The organism is Palleronia abyssalis (assembly GCF_900302445.1).
Taxonomy (GTDB): Bacteria; Pseudomonadota; Alphaproteobacteria; order Rhodobacterales; family Rhodobacteraceae; genus Palleronia; species Palleronia abyssalis.
The window spans coordinates 384,531-400,633 of the sequence record NZ_ONZF01000003.1 but is presented as its reverse complement, the minus strand read 5'-3'; the positions used below and the strand labels follow the sequence as shown (position 1 = coordinate 400,633).

Annotated in this window: 16 protein-coding genes and 3 tRNA genes; 9 read left to right on the top strand and 10 right to left on the bottom strand. The window is 67.6% G+C overall.

Annotation, left to right across the window (positions count from 1 at the left end; all coding sequences use genetic code 11):
• Positions 1-11: 11 nt before the first annotated feature.
• From PAA8504_RS09255 to PAA8504_RS09235, 5 genes are all read left to right on the top strand, one after another.
• Positions 12-87 (top strand) — tRNA-Val (locus PAA8504_RS09255).
• A gap of 59 nt (positions 88-146) precedes the next feature.
• Positions 147-605: a GNAT family N-acetyltransferase gene (locus PAA8504_RS09250; RefSeq protein WP_108893887.1), complete on the top strand. Its 459-nt coding sequence runs from the start codon at positions 147-149 to the stop codon at positions 603-605.
• A gap of 103 nt (positions 606-708) precedes the next feature.
• Positions 709-785: transfer RNA gene (locus PAA8504_RS09245), tRNA-Asp, on the top strand.
• Positions 786-815: 30 nt separating this feature from the next.
• A tRNA-Asp gene (locus PAA8504_RS09240) sits at positions 816-892 on the top strand.
• A gap of 94 nt (positions 893-986) precedes the next feature.
• Positions 987-1,439, top strand: coding sequence for a VOC family protein (locus PAA8504_RS09235; RefSeq protein ID WP_108893886.1), 453 nt, complete (start codon positions 987-989; stop codon positions 1,437-1,439).
• A gap of 18 nt (positions 1,440-1,457) precedes the next feature.
• Here the strand turns inward: PAA8504_RS09235 and PAA8504_RS09230 are convergent, their stop codons facing one another.
• The 4 genes from PAA8504_RS09230 to mazG all read right to left on the bottom strand — a co-directional run bounded on the left by PAA8504_RS09230 (position 1,458) and on the right by mazG (position 5,019).
• Positions 1,458-2,216 (bottom strand): DUF2243 domain-containing protein, encoded by a 759-nt coding sequence (locus PAA8504_RS09230; protein ID WP_108893885.1) that lies wholly within the window; start codon positions 2,214-2,216, stop codon positions 1,458-1,460.
• A 442-nt stretch (positions 2,217-2,658) separates the two neighbouring features.
• Positions 2,659-3,657 carry a Fe(3+) ABC transporter substrate-binding protein gene (locus tag PAA8504_RS09225; RefSeq protein WP_108893884.1) on the bottom strand — a complete coding sequence of 333 codons (999 nt, stop codon included), beginning with the start codon at positions 3,655-3,657 and terminating at the stop codon, positions 2,659-2,661.
• Positions 3,658-3,811: 154 nt separating this feature from the next.
• The gene (locus PAA8504_RS09220) at positions 3,812-4,192 is read right to left on the bottom strand and encodes a RidA family protein (RefSeq protein ID WP_108894083.1); all 381 of its coding nucleotides are present in this window, start codon (positions 4,190-4,192) and stop codon (positions 3,812-3,814) included.
• A 5-nt stretch (positions 4,193-4,197) separates the two neighbouring features.
• Complete coding sequence (gene mazG / locus PAA8504_RS09215) at positions 4,198-5,019, bottom strand: nucleoside triphosphate pyrophosphohydrolase (protein WP_108893883.1); 822 nt, start codon at positions 5,017-5,019, stop codon at positions 4,198-4,200.
• Positions 5,020-5,119: 100 nt separating this feature from the next.
• Here mazG and PAA8504_RS09210 point away from each other — a divergent pair, with 100 nt between their 5' ends.
• From PAA8504_RS09210 to PAA8504_RS09195, 4 genes are all read left to right on the top strand, one after another.
• Positions 5,120-5,545 (top strand): DUF1499 domain-containing protein, encoded by a 426-nt coding sequence (locus tag PAA8504_RS09210; RefSeq protein WP_245897575.1) that lies wholly within the window; start codon positions 5,120-5,122, stop codon positions 5,543-5,545.
• A 36-nt stretch (positions 5,546-5,581) separates the two neighbouring features.
• Entirely contained in the window at positions 5,582-6,631 is a 1,050-nt protein-coding gene (gene prfA / locus PAA8504_RS09205; protein WP_108893882.1) for a peptide chain release factor 1, read from the top strand.
• Positions 6,628-7,452, top strand: coding sequence for a peptide chain release factor N(5)-glutamine methyltransferase (gene prmC, locus PAA8504_RS09200; protein ID WP_108893881.1), 825 nt, complete (start codon positions 6,628-6,630; stop codon positions 7,450-7,452). The genes prfA and prmC overlap by 4 nt, the downstream gene beginning before the upstream one ends.
• A 228-nt stretch (positions 7,453-7,680) precedes the next feature.
• A complete protein-coding gene (locus tag PAA8504_RS09195; protein WP_108893880.1) occupies positions 7,681-8,562 on the top strand; it encodes a DUF4167 domain-containing protein in 882 nt (293 codons plus the stop codon).
• A 66-nt stretch (positions 8,563-8,628) separates the two neighbouring features.
• On the opposite strand, the gene rsmA is transcribed toward PAA8504_RS09195, so the two are convergent.
• The 6 genes from rsmA to PAA8504_RS09165 are packed head-to-tail and all read right to left on the bottom strand — an operon-like array spanning position 8,629 to position 16,019.
• Positions 8,629-9,474, bottom strand: a complete 846-nt coding sequence (gene rsmA, locus PAA8504_RS09190) for a 16S rRNA (adenine(1518)-N(6)/adenine(1519)-N(6))-dimethyltransferase RsmA (protein ID WP_108893879.1) — start codon at positions 9,472-9,474, stop codon at positions 8,629-8,631.
• Positions 9,471-10,445, bottom strand: a complete 975-nt coding sequence (gene pdxA / locus PAA8504_RS09185) for a 4-hydroxythreonine-4-phosphate dehydrogenase PdxA (protein ID WP_108893878.1) — start codon at positions 10,443-10,445, stop codon at positions 9,471-9,473. Before pdxA ends, rsmA begins: the two co-directional genes overlap by 4 nt.
• A complete protein-coding gene (locus PAA8504_RS09180) occupies positions 10,442-11,680 on the bottom strand; it encodes a peptidylprolyl isomerase (RefSeq protein ID WP_108893877.1) in 1,239 nt (412 codons plus the stop codon). The genes pdxA and PAA8504_RS09180 overlap by 4 nt, the downstream gene beginning before the upstream one ends.
• A gap of 39 nt (positions 11,681-11,719) precedes the next feature.
• The gene (locus PAA8504_RS09175; protein ID WP_108893876.1) at positions 11,720-13,816 is read right to left on the bottom strand and encodes an LPS-assembly protein LptD; all 2,097 of its coding nucleotides are present in this window, start codon (positions 13,814-13,816) and stop codon (positions 11,720-11,722) included.
• Positions 13,816-14,910, bottom strand: a complete 1,095-nt coding sequence (gene lptG / locus PAA8504_RS09170) for an LPS export ABC transporter permease LptG (RefSeq protein WP_108894081.1) — start codon at positions 14,908-14,910, stop codon at positions 13,816-13,818. The genes PAA8504_RS09175 and lptG overlap by 1 nt, the downstream gene beginning before the upstream one ends.
• On the bottom strand, positions 14,907-16,019 hold the full coding sequence (locus PAA8504_RS09165; RefSeq protein WP_181375745.1) for an LptF/LptG family permease: 1,113 nt from the start codon (positions 16,017-16,019) through the stop codon (positions 14,907-14,909). The genes lptG and PAA8504_RS09165 overlap by 4 nt, the downstream gene beginning before the upstream one ends.
• Between the last annotated feature and the right edge of the window lie 84 nt (positions 16,020-16,103).

Sequence of the window (16,103 nt, the reverse complement as noted above, 5' to 3'; positions counted from 1 at the left end):
GCGCGTGGTCCGGGCGGTTAGCTCAGCTGGTAGAGCGTCTCGTTTACACCGAGGATGTCGGGGGTTCGAACCCCTCACCGCCCACCATTCCCATCCCCGGCCCCTGCCGCGGCGGGATGTGACCGGGCCCAGACGACAGCCCGATCATGCCCGACCTTACCCTTCATCGCAGCCGTCCCTTCGACCCCGACCCGCTTGGCCGGCTTCTGTCCGACCCCGGCGACCTAGCACTGGTCAATCCCGGCGCGAAACAGCCCTTCGATCCGATGGAGTGGCTGGAGATCTGGCTGAACGAGCCTTCAGACGCGGCCTACTACCTTTTGGATGCCACAGGCGCCGAAAAGGGGTTCTTCGCCCTGCGCGTCGGCATCGGCCCCGAACAGCGCCATCTGGTCTTCGTCTATCTCGACCCTTCCGTGCGAGGCGGCGGCGGCGGCGAGCTGATCGCGCATGTGGAAACCGCGGCGCACGAGCTTCAGGCCCTGACGATCACCCTCAAGGTCGAACTCGACAACGCCCCGGCGCTGGCCCTTTACCAGGGCGCGGGGTTCGAGGAGCTCGGCCGCCGCAACGGCATGGCGACCATGCGCAAGGACCTTGGATAAGGGCAGGGCAGCCGGCGAAGAAATCGCCCGGAAACCGCTTGACGCCCTGACCCCCCGTGCATAGAACGCGCCTCACGTTCGGGGCACCCCGTTCGGGCAATGGGCGGTTGTAGCTCAGTTGGTTAGAGTACCGGCCTGTCACGCCGGGGGTCGCGGGTTCGAGCCCCGTCAACCGCGCCACCATTGCCCCGACGATGTTCCGGCCGAAATGCGGTTGTAGCTCAGTTGGTTAGAGTACCGGCCTGTCACGCCGGGGGTCGCGGGTTCGAGCCCCGTCAACCGCGCCACTTCCTTCGAAAAGCCCCGTGGCGACGGCCGCGGGGCTTTCGTCGTCTTGAAGGTCCGGGATAGGCTGACGCGACATCCCCGAAAGGACCGCCCATGCAACGTTCCCGACAACGCGTCACCCTGATCACATTGGGCGTTCGAAACATGGACCGCGCCCGCGCCTTCTACGAGGGGTGGGGCTGGAGCTCGCACGCCTCCTCGCTGCCCACGCTGACGCTGTACCAGATGCACGGCGCGGCGTTGGCGCTGTTCGACCGCGACGCGCTGGCCGAGGATCAGGCCGTCGCGCCCGACACACTTGGCACTGGCGCCGCCACACTGGCGCAGAACTGCGAAGACCGGGCCGAGGTCGACGCGGTCTTCGCCGCCGCGCTGGACGCGGGTGGGACGGCGCGCAAACCGCCGAAGGAGGTTTTCTGGGGCGGTTATTCCGGGTACTTCGCCGACCCCGACGGCCATGTGTGGGAGGTGGCGCACAACCCGTACTGGCCGTTGGCCGAGGACGGATCACTGACCCTGCCGGTCCCGGACGCGCAGGCGGGCTGAGGCGGCCGCGCCGGTGCCTCAGGCCGTGCTCCACCCGAAGCAGCCCGCCGGCAGGGCCGACCCGCCCACCAGAAGGGCGCCGTGCCGATAGAAGGTCCAGCGCCGCTCGGGCGCGACATCGACGACCACGACCCCCATGGCGTCATCCGCCCAGACCAGCGTGGCGTCCGTCGCCGCAAGGGACGCCATCACCTCGGCCAGCCCGCGCGAGGGGTGGAAGACCACCGTGGTGAAGGTCTGGCCCGGGGGTGGCTGCATGGCCCACAGACCGCCGCCGATCCCGGCGGCCATCAGCGCCAGCATCGTCGCCCGCTGGCGCATCCGCCCGCCCGACGACCCGCCACCCCCGCGCATCCTCCAGCCAAGGGCGAACGGCACCAGCCCGAACAGCGCGAACCACGCCAGATCCCATAAAAGCGGCTGCGTGGCGTCGATTTTGATTCGATGAATGCCCATGATCCAATGGGACAGGATGCCGTCCACGATGTGCCACGATCCCGACCCCATCAGCAGCGCGCCATAAAGTGCCCGCCCGCCGATTTCGCCCCCGCGTCTGTACGCGCGCCACAGGCCCCACAGCCCGACCGCCACGATGACATACATCAGCGCATGGAAAAGCCCGTCCCACAGAACTTGCGCGCGCAGGTCTTCCACCCCGGGAACGAGGCTCAGCAGGTGGTGCCATTGCAGGATCTGGTGCAGCAGGATCCCGTCGAAGAACCCGCCAAGCCCGAAGCCCAGCACGACGCCGTATGTGATCCAGGAAGATGGGGGCATGTCGTCCTCGCTTGCAACGTCGAGTGGACAGGATGCACGCCCCGTGCGCCGCAGTCGATCCGGAACCCGCGCGGATTCGGGGGCGGTGGGTGGCCGACTTTGCGGTGGGCAGGCGATGTCTGAAAGGGAGAGGACGGATTCTCGTCCCCCAGGTGATCACAAGGGACGTGGTGCGCTGCAAACGCCCCAGCGGGGCGTTTGCATTGGGTGTTCGGCTGCAGTGATGCAGGCTTCCCGCGATCTGAAACGCCCCTCCACCAAAGGGGCGTTCCCTTGACTGTCGGCCCTACGCTTGCGCTTGTCCGGCCTTTCGCCTTCGCTTCGGGCGTGATCGGGTGCGACCCTCCACCGGAGGGTCGCCTATCCCCAACCTGCTGGCCCTACGCCTGCGCTATGGGCGTTCGCCGCTGCAAACGCCCGTCAGGGCGTTTGCGGATGCGGTTCACCCGTCAAAGTTGACTTCTTCGACCAGGCGCAGGGCGTCTGCGCGATGCTCGGCGATGGCGGCCAGATCCGTCTCGTCGCCCGTCACCTCACCCCAGCTCTGCACAAGGTCCGAGGCGGCGACCAAGGGGTCGGCGGGATATTCGTAATTCGCCTCGGCATAGATCTGCTGCGCCTCGGGCGAGGCCAGGTAGTCCATGAACGCCTGCGCGTCCTCGGGGTTGGGCGCGTTCGCGGCCATCGCGACGCCCGAGATGTTCAGGTGCGTGCCGCCATCCTCGAACTCGGGGAAGGTCACGCGGACCGAATTGGCCCATTCCTGCTGCTCGGGGTCTTCCAGCATCTTGCCCATGTAATAGGTGTTGCCCAGGCTGATGTCGCATTCACCCGCCCAGATGGCGCGGACCTGGGCGCGGTCGTTGCCCTGCGGACGCCGCGCAAGGTTCGACTTCACGCCTTCCAGCCATTCCTTCGTGTACTCTTCGCCGTGATGCTCGATCATCGCGGCGACAAGGCCCAGCGTGTAGACATGCGTGCCCGAGCGGGTGCAGATCCGGCCTTCCCATTTGTCGTCGGCCAGATCCTCGTAGGTGGTGATCTCGCCCTCTTCCACGCGCTCTTTCGAGGCATAGACGATCCGGGCGCGCGTCGTCACGCCGAACCAGTGGCCTTCGGGGTCGCGCAGCGAGGCGGGGATGTTGTCCGACAGCGCGTCGCTTTCGACGGACTGCGTGACACCCGCATCCTTTGCGCCGGTCAGGCGGCTGATATCCACGGTCATGATGATGTCGGCCGGGCTGCGCTCGCCCTCGGCCTGAAGACGCTCGACCAGGCCCTGCTCGACAAAAGCGACGTTGGTCTCGATCCCCGTCTGTTCAGTGAACCCGTCGATGATGGGCTGGATCAGCTCGGGCTGGCGATAGGAATAGATGTTGACCTCGGCCATCGCGGGCAGGGCGGTGGCGCAGGTCAGGGCGGCAAGCAGTGCTGTGCGCATGTCGGGTTTCCTCCTTGAAAAATCTGTGCGCCCTTCAAACCCGAGAGTTTTGCTAGGGTCAATACCTGACTGGACCAGTCGGATGTATGCCCCTGGAACAGCCCACACCCCCTTGTCCGAAGATCCGCGATTCGACCGAGATGGGGCGAACCCGTCAGTCCTTCGTCGCGGTGACGTCGATCTCGACCTTCATCTCCGGTGCGATCAACTGCGCAACGATCATCGTCGCGGCCGGACGGATGTCGCCGAACGCCTCGCCCATCACGTCGAACACCGCCGATACATGGGCGCGGTCTGTCACGACATACCGGGCGCGCACGATATCGGCGAACTCGAACCCCGCCTCGGCCAGCGTCCGCCTGATGGTCTCCAGCGCGTTGCGCGTCTGGTCGGCGACGTCGTCGGGCATGATCATCGTGGCATAATCATAACCGGTCGTCCCCGAAACATGGCAGTCCCTGCCCACTACGACAGCGCGGGAATAGCCCGCCGCCGTTTCGAAGGGCGATCCGGTCGAGATCAGCTTACGCCCCATCCCCGTCAAATCCCAGCCCGTTTCGCAGCGGTCCAAAGCGCGTCCATCTCTTCCAGCGTGGACCCCTCGGGGGTGGTGCCGGCCTCGCGCAGGGCGCCCTCGACGAAGGCGAAGCGGCGGGTGAACTTGTCGTTCGTCGCCCGCAGCGCGGTTTCGGGATCCACGCCCAGATGCCGCGCCAGATTGGCGACCGAGAACAGCAGATCGCCCATTTCCTCGGCGATCCTGTCTTGCGGCAGGGTCTTTTGCGCCTCGGCCAGCTCGCGCGCCTCCTCTGCGATCTTGTCGACGACCTGATCCGTCGCGGGCCAGTCGAAGCCGACCCGCGCGGCGCGCTTCTGCAACTTCTCGGCCCGCATCAGCGCGGGCAGCGCCAGCGCCACGCCATCCAGAACGCCGGTCTCGGCCCGGGCGGCCCGCTCCTTTGCCTTCTCGACTTCCCAGTCGGCAGTTTGCTGGTCGGCTGACTTGTCGCGGCTCTGATCGCCGAACACATGCGGGTGGCGGGCGATCATCTTGTCGGTGATGCCCCGGATCACGTCCATCAGGTCGAAATGCCCGGCCTCCTCGGCCATCTGCGCGTGGAAGACCGACTGGAACAGCAGATCCCCAAGCTCGCCCCTCAGGTCGTCCATCGCGTCGCGCTGGATGGCGTCCTGCACCTCATAGGCTTCCTCGATCGTGTAGGGCGCGATGGTGGCGAAATCCTGCTCCAGATCCCACGGACAGCCCGCGTCGGGGTCGCGCAAACGGGCCATCACGGCCCGCAGGCGGTCCATGCCTTCGGGAATGTCGAAGATCGGGTCGTCGGAATTTGTTGCGGTCATCGGGCCACCTCCAGTCGCGCCCAGACATGACGCCGCGGCGCGGCGCTGTCCATTGCGGGCGGCGGGAACGGTGCTACCCTCTGGCCGAAAGGGGACCACCATGACCAATATCCTGCTGTGGGTCGTTGTCGCGATCGTTCTGATCTTCGGGGCGCTGGCGATCTGGCTGCGCACCGTCACAATCCCGCCCGAGATGCACCGGACCGCGGATCTGCCCGATAGCGGCCGCGAACAGACCGACGGCAGCTTCTTCACCACGCGCCGCCCCGCGGATCCCGCCGCCGCTCTGCGCGATCTGGCGGACGTGATCGAGGACACCCCGCGCACCGCGCGCCTGGCCGGCAGCGTGGACGAGGGGCACGTCTCCTACGTCACGCGCAGCCGCGTGATGGGGTTTCCCGACGTGACGAACCTGTGGCGCGAGGGGGACGTGGTGGCCATCCGCGGGCACCTGATCTTCGGCAAGGGCGACATGGGCGTGAACAAGCGCCGGATCGAAGGGTGGCTGACGCGCGCCGGGCTGTGACTTGACGCGCCCCCTCGAACGGATAGGACGACCTGCATGGTGCCACGGGACAGATTGCAGCAGATCATCGGCCGGTTCGAATACCTCGAAGCGGCGATGTCGGAAGGGAAGGGCGATATCGCCCAGCTCGGGCGGGAATATGCCGAACTGCGCCCCGTCGTCGAAAGCGCGCGCGCCTGGCAGGCCGCGGAGGCCGAGATCGCGGAGACCGAGGCGATGCTGTCCGACCCCGAGATGCGCGCCCTGGCCGAGGAAGAGCTGCCGGCCCTGCGCGCCCGCCACGACGCCCTGGCCGAGGATCTGCGGATGGCGCTTCTTCCCAAGGACGCCGCCGACGCCCGCCCCGCCATCCTGGAGATCCGCCCCGGCACCGGCGGGGACGAGGCCGCACTTTTCGCCGCCGACCTGATGCGCATGTATCAGCGCTTCGCCGACGCGCAGGGCTGGCGGTTCGAGATCGTCGAGCATCAGGAGACCGAGCTGGGCGGCCTGAAGGAGCTTGTGGCGAACATCAAGGGCGACGGGGTCTTCGCCAAGCTGAAGTTCGAGTCAGGCGTCCACCGGGTGCAGCGCGTGCCGTCGACCGAATCGGGCGGGCGTATCCACACCTCTGCGGCGACGGTCGCCGTCCTGCCCGAGGCACAGGAGGTCGATATCGCCATCGACCCCGGTGATATCCGCATCGACACGATGCGCGCCAGCGGGGCGGGGGGCCAGCACGTCAACACGACGGATTCGGCCGTCCGCATCACGCACCTGCCGACTGGGCTGATCGTCACGAGCTCGGAAAAGTCGCAGCACCGCAACCGCGAGATTGCCATGCAGGTCCTGCGCGCGCGGCTGTTCGACATGGAACGTCAGAAGGCCGCGACCGAACGCGCCGACGCGCGCAAGGCGCAGGTGGGCTCGGGCGACCGGTCGGAACGCATCCGCACCTACAACTTCCCGCAGGGCCGCCTGACGGATCATCGGATCAACCTCACGCTCTACAAGCTCGACCAGGTGATGCAGGGTGATCTGGTCGAGATCATCGACGCGCTGACGTCGGAGGATCAGGCCGCCCGCCTGGCCGAGATCGAGGGATGACGGCAGCCGACGCGCTGCGCGACGCTGCCCGCCGCCTGGCGCATGTCCCCGACCCGATGCGCGACGCCCGCACGCTTCTGGCTCACGCCGCCGGTCTGGACCGTTCCGCGCTGCACCGGATCGACACGGTCGAGGGCGATCTGGCCGCCCGGTTCGCAGCGCTTCTGGACCGCCGCGCGGCGGGCGAGCCGCTGGCCCGTATCCTGGGCACCCGCGCCTTCTGGAAGCACGAGTTCCGCATCACCCCCGACGTTCTGGATCCGCGCGCGGACACCGAAGCGCTGGTGGCCCGTGCCCTGGACCTGCCGTGGCAAAGCGTTCTCGACCTCGGCACCGGATCGGGCTGCATCCTGCTCAGCCTCCTGAGCGAGCGGCCGGGCGCGACGGGGGTGGGCACCGACATCTCGGACGCGGCCTTGAAGGTTGCGAAGATCAACGCGCAAACCCTTGGGATCGAAGCCGATTTCGCAATTTCCGACTGGTTTTCCGACGTCGCGGGGCGGTTCGATCTGATCGTCTCGAACCCGCCCTATATCGCGGCGGATGAGATGCCCGACCTCTCGCCCGAGGTGGCCGATCACGACCCGCACCTGGCACTGTCGCCGGGGTCGGATGGCCTGTCCGCCTACCGCGCGATCGCAGCGGGCGCGCGCAACCACCTGACCCAAGGGGGACATCTGATGGTCGAAGTCGGTTGGACCCAGGCCAGGGCGGTCGCAGCGCTTTTTCGCGCCGCGGGTCTTGCGGATGTCGTGGTACATCCCGATCTTGCGGCGCGTGACCGGGTCGTCTGCGCAAAAGCCGGCGCGATCACGGTGTAGCGAAGCGGTTTTTCACCAGATGTTGGTGAAAATCCGACAAATCGACCGGAATGGGCTTGCCAAAGGGGTTCGCCCATGGTCTCACCAAGGTGCAGAGAGCGAAGCGACGAACGACGCTTGCCTTTGAAACTGCCGCAACATGCCCTGTCCGTCAGTCGCGCTTCTTTGCGGCACGTCGCAGACAGGCGCTGTATATGCCAAGAAATTAAGGCCGGAACATACTCCGACATGCGATCTTCCAACAAACGCTCGCGGTCCAAGAACAACCGCAACCGTCCCTCTGGCGGCAACATCGTCAACCGGGTCTTCGACAGTTCGGGACCCGAGGGCAAGGTGCGCGGTACGCCGCAGCAGATCATCGACAAATACAACCAGCTGACCCGTGATGCCCAGCTTTCGGGCGACCGCGTGGCCGCGGAAAACTTCGCCCAGCACGCCGAGCATTACACGCGGATGCTGGCCGAGGCGCAGCGCGAGATGAACGAGCGCAGCGCCCAGCAGGACCAGAATCGCCAACAGAATCAGGGCGGTCAGCAGAATGACGGTGGCGACCAGTCCAACGACAATCGCGACCGCCAAGGCGATCGCAACCAGCAGGACCGCGGTCATCAGGACCGGAACCAGCAGGATCGTGGTCAACAGGACCGCAACCAGCAGGACCGCAATCAGCGGGACGATGGCGGTCAGCGTGAGGACGATCAGCCGCAACGCTTCGATAGGCGCGACGACCGCGACAGGCAGGACGACCGTGATCGGCAGGATAACCGTGATCGGCAGGATAACCGTGACCGGCAAGACGACACCGGGCGCGGCGAAGACCGTCAGCCCGAGCCCGCACCTGCCCCGCAGGAGGCTGCCGAGGCACCGAAGCCCAAGCGCACCCGTCGTCCCCGCAAGAAAGACGATGACGTGATCGACACGGCCGCGCCCGCTGGCGATTCCAGCTTGGTGGAAACGCCTGAGAACGCGCCGAAGCCCAAGCGCCCCCGCGCCCCGCGAAAGCCGAAGACTGCCGAGGCGCCAAAAGCCGCCGATACGCCCGAGGGCGGCGAAGGCAGTGGTGGTGGCGAAAGCGGCGAAAGCGGCGGCAACACCGAAACGGTGGAGTGATCGAAAGGCCGGGCCCAGCGCCCGGCCTTCTTCGTTCCGACCCCGGTCTGCCCCGGTCTGCCCCGGTCAGTCAGCCCGCGCGATCTCTCGCGACAGGGCACAGAACTGCTCCAGCGACAGCTCTTCGGCGCGCTGCGTGGGTTTGATTCCGGCGGCGGTCAGGCGATCCTCGATATCCGGGGCCAAACCCTTCAGCGATGCGCGCAGCATCTTGCGGCGCTGGCCGAACGCGGCTTGCGTCACGCGAAACAGCCCCTTCGGATCGGCCGGAAAGCGCGGCTGGGGCAGGGCGGTCAGGTGCACGACCGAGGATCGCACCTTGGGCGGCGGGGTGAATGCCTCGGGCGGAAGCTCCATCACGATGCGCGCGTCGGTGCGCCACTGGCACAGGATCGCAAGCCGCCCATAGGCCTTCGATCCGGGTGCGGCGACGATGCGCTGCGCGACCTCCTTCTGGAACATCAGCGTCAGCGAGGACCAGAAGGGGGGCCAGTCGCCCGGATCCAGCCAGCGGGTCAGAAGCTCGGTCCCGACATTGTACGGCAGGTTTGACACGATCTTGATGGGCGGGGTCAGATGCGCCGCCGGGTCGATCTTCAGCGCGTCGGCGTTCATCACCTCCAGCCGCCCCGGGTAAGCCTCCGCGATCTGCGACAGGGGGGCGAGGCAGCGCGTGTCCTTTTCGACCGCCAGCACCCGGCGCGCGCCCTCGGCCAAAAGCCCGCGGGTCAGGCCGCCGGGGCCGGGGCCGACCTCCAGCACGTCCGCGCCCGACAGGTCCCCGGCCTGCCGTGCGATCTTGGCCGTCAGGTTCAGATCCAGAAGGAAGTTCTGCCCCAGCGACTTGCGCGCGGAAAGGCCGTGATCGGCGATGACCTGGCGCAGGGGGGGAAGATCGTCGATCCCGCTCATGCGTGCGACATGCGCCCGGCCATCCGCGCGGCCATACGCAGCGCCGCGATGGTCGAGGTCGGGTCGGCCAGCCCGGTGCCCGCGATGTCGAAGGCGGTCCCGTGATCGGGCGAGGTGCGCACGAAGGGTAGCCCCAGCGTGACGTTCACCCCGCCCGCGAAGTCGATCGTCTTGATCGGGATCAGCGCCTGGTCGTGATACATCGCTATGGCCGCATCATAGCGGTCGCGCGCCGCGGCATGAAACATCGTGTCGGCCGAGGCTGGACCGCGCAGGTCGAACCCGTCTACGCGCAGCCGGTCGACAAGTGGGGCGATCCAGTCGACCTCTTCCCGGCCGATCGCGCCGCCTTCGCCTGCATGGGGATTCAAGCCGGCGACGGCGATACGCGGGAAGTCGATGCCGAACCGGTCCATCAATGCGGCGTGGGTGATGCGGATCGTCCGCTCGAGGCTTTCCGGCGTCAGGGCGCGGGGCACCTCGGACAGGGGGATGTGGATCGTGGCAGGCACGACGCGCAGGGCATCGCAGGCCAGCATCATCACCACATGCTCGGACCCCGCCAGCGCGGCGAGGTATTCGGTATGGCCGGGATAGGCGAAATTCGCACCGTCTTTCAGCGCTTTCTTGTGGATCGGCAGGGTGCAAAGCGCCGCAGCCTCGCCCTGGCGCACCAGCTCGACGGCGCGGGCGATGACCTCGATCACGACGGGCGCGTGGGCCGGGTCGGGGTGTCCGGGTGTCGAAGGGCCGCCCATGTCGAAGGCCAGGACGGGAACGCCGTGATGCGCGGCCTCGGCCGCCTCTGACGGGGTGTCGATCACCCGCACGGGCGTCCCCGCCGGCAGATGCGAGGGATCGCCCATGTAGAAGAAGGGCAGCGCGGTCCCAAGGAACGCCCAGGCCTTCGCCGCGATCTCGGGGCCGACGCCTGCGGGTTCGCCGCAGGTCAGCGCGATCGGGCCCGTCATTCGTAGCGGATGCGGGCGTTGGCGCGCAGCTCGGCCAGGTAGTTCTCGGCCTGCTGGGCCGTCAGACGATTGCCGAGCGAGGCGCGCACCTGACCCAGGTTCGGCTCCTCCGCGTCGGGGGCCCGATAGATGCGGTTGCACAGCATCAGAACGACCAGCGTCTGCCCCTCGGCGCGGGTCAGCGCCATGCTGACCTCGCCAGGATCGAGCTGCGCAAGCTCCAGCGCGACGTCCTGCGGCACCTGGGCCACGGGCAGGGTGTCGGCCTGCGTCGCCGCGCCGATCCGGCCGCCGATGGCTTGAAGATCGGTGCAGGTATCGGCGTCGGCCGCGATCTGCGCGGCGCGCTGCAACGTCTCCTCGGATCGGCCGCCGGGCAGGTAGAGGGCGGCATAATCCAGCTGGGTGGGCGTACCGTTCGACGGGACCTCGCCCACTTCGCGCAGCTGGAAGAAGGCCAGCGCATTGGGCAGTCGCACGGGCGGTGAGACTTCTCCCGGTTCCAGCGCGGTCAGGATCTGCCCCAATTGCGGCGGCAGGTCCGACAGTTCCAGCCAGTCGATGGCCCCGCCCCGTTCGCGCGAGGGGGTGGCGGAGTAGGTGCGGGCGGCAGCAGCGAAGGCGCCGAAACCGCGGATGCTTTCGATTTCGGGGATCAGCGACTCGGCCCGGGCGGCCCTTTGGGGGGTGTCCGCGGGGATGATGATCTCGTTCAGGAGCACCCGCAATTCGGGGGCGGGGGGGGCGTCGGCGGCGGCCTGGACCTGGTCGTCGGGGATCTGGCCGGCCGCTGCGCCGAAGCGCTGCTGAACCAGTTGACGCCAGGCCACGCCCGCACGGATGAAGTCGGCATAGCTGGCCGGATCGATGCCCGCACGCGTCAGCTCGGCGATGAAGGCCTCGCGTTCCAGATCGGCGCGGGCGGCGAACTCCGTCTCGCCGGCGATCTGCGCCTCGCGGTCGACCACGATGCCGCGCCGGGCGGCCTCGGCCAGTTGCAGGCGTTCGTCGATCAGGTCCTGAAGCGCCGCCTCGCGCGAGGTGTCGGGGGCGCGGAACACCTCCAGAAGGCGCTGGCGCTGCGTGACCTCGAACTGGGTCACGACGCCCTCGTTCACATGCGCGGCGGGCGAGAACAGCGACTGCGCGGTCGCGGGCGCAAGGACGGGTGCGGTCAGCCCCAACCCAAACGACAGGGCGACGACCGCGGCAAGGGTGCGGGTGCGGTGGATCATGGGCGGCTCATTCCTCGGGTTCGTTTTGCGACCGGCATATCATCCCCGGCAGGTAGATCGATAGCTTTCGTCCACCGATCCGGCGCCGAAGCCCAGAAGCTCGACCTCGACCGCGTATGTGGTGACGGGCGCGATGTCGAGGCGGCGGTAGAACGTGCGGTCGGCGTCCAGACCCACGCGGATGCATTCGGTCTGGTAGGTCAGCCCGACGGACGCCCCGTCCAGGCCGTCGGTATCCATGTCATAGCGCCCCGCGGCTTCGCCCCGCCAATGGCGGGCCAGTCGGGCGTTTGCGGCGAAATCGAACTGGTGCGTGTCGACGGGCCGATTTTCCAGCGGTTCGGCATCCTGGAACAGGTAGGTCCCCGACAGCCCGAACCCCTGTCCGTCATAGCCCGCGATCAGTTCGGCCCGGGTGGCGCCGAAGCTGTCGTCCACCAGTGTCCGGGCCGCCAGATCGAAGCGCGCAAGCTCGAGATCCAGGGCCGCCAGCCAGTCGGATTCGGTGCCCGCAAGGCCGGTGCCCTCGTTCAGTTCGGGGTCGGGATCGTCGCGGATCACGCGGCCCAGCGTCAGGCCCAGGCGCTGATCCTCGGCCAGGCGCGCGGTGTATCCCACGCCCAGATTGGCGCGAATGCCTTCCTCGACCCGGTCGTCGCCCGGGAATCGGTTCATGGCGTAAAGGTTGCCCTCGTCGAAATCGACCAGCACGCTGTCTTCGTTCGGCACCCGGTCTTCCGAGCCGGACCACGCCAATTGCACGACGGGCTCGATCAGGTGGTGGCTGCCCCTGGGCCCCGCGCGTTGCAGCGGCAGGCGCAATTCCGTCGACACACCCCCCGCCAGGCGGAACACGTCGTCGAAGGCGGGGTCGTCCGCCACAGTGTAGGTCCCGCCCGACACCACGGCACGGGTGGTCCAGACGAGGCCCGGGGAAAGCACCATGCGCCGGATATAGTCGCCAGAGACGCCGATCTCTGACACGTCGCGTCCCAGTCCGTCCAGATCGCTGTCGCGCTGGACGCCCGCGGCGTCGATGCCCAACCGAAGTTCCCCCCCACCGACGGACAGGCGGCGCTGATAGGCGAAATCGGCGGCGAGGCCCGGCAACTGGTCGGCGATTTGTGCCTCTGATGCGGCCAGCGGCGTGTAGTCGATAATCGCGGCGCGGATCGCCTCGTTCCTGTCGTACCGCGTCACCCGCACCTCGCTTTCCAGAAGGTCGATGCTGGAATAGTCGTATTGCGCCAGATAGCGGCGGTCCGACGTCTCGCGCAGGTCGAATTGCAGCAGGAAGTCGCCCGGCAACCGGAACGCGCCCTCGGCGAACAGGTAGTACCGGTCCTCGTCCGGCAGGATCGTGTCCTGCGAGAACGCGCCCGCGATGTCGACGGCACCGGTGCGGAAGTTCTGGCGATAGCGCGCTTCCAGCGTCGTCGTCTCGGCCGAGACATAGGGGGTGAACGTTACGTCGGCGTAAGGCCCCAGCGTCTGATAATAGGGCAGCTTGATCCCGAACCCCAGTGTCGAGGACGTCACCAGCCGCGGCGTCAGAAGGCCCGATTGCCGCGGGTTGTTCGACGACGGCAGCCGCAGCCGCGGAATATAGGCGATGGGGACACCCGCCAGCCGGAACGAGGCGCGGTCGAAATAGATCAGCTCTTCCTGCTGGTCGTAGATCACCTTCCGGGCGCGGATCTCCCACAGGGGCGTCGCACCGGTCGCGCAGATCCTGCAGGCCGAGGTGACGGCGTTCGACAGCTGGGTATACCGGCCATCGACGCGCGCAATCTCGGTCGCGGCAAGCTGAAGCTGTCGGTCCAGCACCAGCCGCGCCGATTGCAGGATGCCGTTGGTGAAGTCGCGGTCCAGCGCGGCGCTGTCGGCCAGAAGCACGGTGTCGCCATTGTCCGACGTCAGGGTCAGCGGCCCCACGATCGCGACCTGGTCGGTGTCCTTGTCATAGGTGACGCGGGTGGCCGTCAGGATCGACCCCTCGTAGGAGACCTGCACATCGCCTTCGGCCACCAGAACGTCGCCTTCGACCCGCACAACGTTGGCGATCAGCGCAGCCTGCTGGGCGGCGGCGGCCAGCGGCGCCACGGCTAGTCCAAGGATCAGAAGAATGGCGCGCATCAGCCGTCTTCCCAGTGCAAAATCAGGCCCAGCGGCAAGCAGATCGCGGCCACGGGCGGCCCCCAAGCAGCCAGGATCGCCGAGATCTGACCGTTCTCCCCCAGGATTTGCGCGAAATCGTTCAGAAAGAAAAGGCTGAAGCCAGAGGCAAGCGCCAGAAGCACCATCCTTCCCGTCCGACCGAAGCGCGTATGCCGCATGGTGAACGCCGCCCCCACCAGCACCATCGCCATCAGCATCGCAGGCAGGGCAAGGGTCGCGTGCAGCCCCACGATATAGGCCTGCGCGGAGAATCCGGCGGCCTGCATGTCCTGGATGAAGCGGGGCAGCTGCCAGATCGGGACCGAGGCGGGGTCGGAGAAGCTGTCGGCGATGCCCTGCGCCGAGAGGCTGGAAGGCAGGATCAGCATCGAGCTGTCCATCGACGCCGCCTCGGGGTTGGGGTCCGAGAAATCCCAGCGCTTGGCCTGCCTCAACTGCCATTCCTCGTCCAGAAGCACGGCCGTGGCCGCCTCGGCCCGCGACAGCGCGGTGCCGGCGTCGTCGAAGGTCAGAAAGGTGGCGTCGCGCAGGACGGTGCCGCCGTCGTCGATGCCGGTGGCGTGGATCACCGTCTGGCCCGTGACGTCCGCCTGCCGCAGCCAGACCCCCTCGCGCCCCATGGACAGTGCGGGTCCCGACACCCCCTGAAGCCGGTCCGACAGCCGGTCGTATTGACGTGCCGTGCCGGCTGCGATTGGGTTCAGGGCCGCCACGGCGATCGTTCCGATCAGGAAGGTCACGACCAGCGGACCCAGAAGGCTGAGGATCGCCGACCGCCCCGACGCGCGGCTGACCACCAGTTCCGACGTGCGCGCCAGCGACAGGAACAGCGTCAGCGTGGCAATGATCGTGATCAGCGGCAGGATCGAATAAAGCGTGCGCGGCACCGAAAGAAGCGTCAGGCCGATCAGCATGACGAACCCCACGGCGTCGTCCTCGAACCGGCGGACCTGATCGACAAGGTCGATCAGGATCAGGATCCCCAGAAAGACCCCCAGCACCAAAAGGAACGTCCCGGCGAAACGGCGGGCGAAATAGATGTGCAGGATCATGCGTTTGCCCCCCGCGGCCGCCACGGCCTGCCGGCGATCTTCAGCGCCAGCAGCGCCACGATGGAAAAGACCAGCGTGGGTATGAAAAGCGCCAAAGGCGGCAGTGTCCCGCCCAGGACGGCCCCCAGGGCCATGCGGTAGGACAGCTCGTACAGGACCAGCGCGACGATCGCGCCGGTGACCTGCCGCCATGCCGAAAAGCGCGAGAATCCCCCCAGCATCAGCATGGCGAACCCGAGGATGGGGGCGGCGAAGGATTGCAGTCCCTGGGCGGTGCGCTCGGCGATCTCGACCGTGATCTGGCGCGGCGTGCTGCCGGTCCGCAGCGCGGTGTCGGCGGGGTCGGACAGCGCGGCCGGTGTCGGCACCGCGTCGAGGTCGATGCGCCCGCCCGGGCCGTCCCGGGCGGGGTCGACGGTGACGGTCAGCTCGTCGAAGAACGTCGTCTCGAGCTGGCCGGTCGCCGGATCGTAATCCTGCGACAGACCGTTGAACATCACCAGGAAGGTCTGCCCCTCGCGCGTCGCCAGGATCGCGGTTTCAGACGTATAGGTCGTCTCTTCGGCGGGGTCGCGGCGGTCGCTGAGGAACACCTTCTCCATCAGGCCGCGGTCGGTAATGTTCGCGACGAACAGCGTGACGTCGTCGGCGGGGTGCTGGAACTGCCCCGCGACCAGCAGGCCCGCGGTGACGTCGGCCGCGATCTCGGCGTTGCGGACATCCAGTCTGTTCTGGCTCATCGGGCCCAGGACGTGGGTCATCGTCAGCGTGATCAGGGCCGCCACCCCGCCGAAGACGACCACCGCCCGCGCGCCGCGCAGGGGCGACAGGCCGGTCGCCTGGGCGATCACCAGCTCGGATTCCGTGCGCATCCGGTTCGTCACCTGCACCGCCGCCGCGAAGGCCGCCACGGGCAGCACCACGCGGATCACGTTGGGCAACGTCAGGATCGAGAATTCCAGGAAGACGCCGGCCGAGTGGCCGTTGGCCACCAGCCTGTCGAACAGCCCGACCGCGCGGTTCACCCAGTAGACGGCGACCAGCACGAGGCTGAAGAACCCGAACAGCGTCAGGAATTGCGACAGCAGGTATCTGTCGTAGGTCGGCACGTCTCTCCCCGGCGGTCGTTGTTCCCGGACCCTATCCAAACCGGCGGGCAAGGCAAACTGCGTTCTGGCCAATAGGACACGCCG